This is a genomic window from Sulfobacillus sp. hq2 (assembly GCF_002903155.1).
In the GTDB taxonomy this organism is placed as follows: Bacteria; Bacillota; Sulfobacillia; order Sulfobacillales; family Sulfobacillaceae; genus Sulfobacillus; species Sulfobacillus thermotolerans.
Genome location: NZ_NWUL01000007.1, coordinates 1 through 578 on the forward strand (window position 1 = coordinate 1; position 578 = coordinate 578).

Annotated in this window: 1 protein-coding gene; it reads left to right on the forward strand. The window is 60.9% G+C overall.

Translation table 11 applies throughout. The annotated features are described in order from the left end of the window. A partial coding sequence (locus CO251_RS17295) for a hypothetical protein (protein ID WP_158246094.1) occupies positions 1-216 on the forward strand: 216 nt, incomplete at its 5' end. Between the last annotated feature and the right edge of the window lie 362 nt (positions 217-578).

Sequence of the window (578 nt, forward strand, 5' to 3'; positions counted from 1 at the left end):
AAGGACGTGTTCCGCTGCTACGCCTGTGGCTGGGGCGGCAATGCCGACCTAGTGGGGGCCTTGAACCTGCGCAAGAAATGGCTCAAGATCTTCCCCTCCATCGCCACATTGCGGCATGAGCAGCAGATCCGGGAGGCCCAGGGCAAGGTCACGACTCGCCGGAAGAACCGGAACGTAAAAGCGACGAAAACCGGCCCGAACCGGACAGTGGCATAGTCCCTGTTCGGATACCAGAGAATCGGGAGGTCCGTTTTCCCCTTGGGGGATGCCCAGAAGGGCACCGGCTAACCACCAAACAGGCGGCAAGCGGTCATCAGCGGCCTGGGGATGCCGGAAACGGCGGGGAGGCCAGTGGTTCTCCCCCGGCAGGGCCATCGGTGTAGAAGCAGAGGCTTCGTACCTCACAGCATCGATGGCTCTACCCTGCAACCGGCTAGAAATGGCCGGAGTAACCGGGATGGAGCGGATAGTCGCTTCGTAAGCCGCTCTTCCTCCACACGAGGATCCTCCGGAAAGGGGCTGCCGTGAATAGCGGTTGTCCATATTTGTCCCAAGAATTGGGCAGCTGCTGATACCAC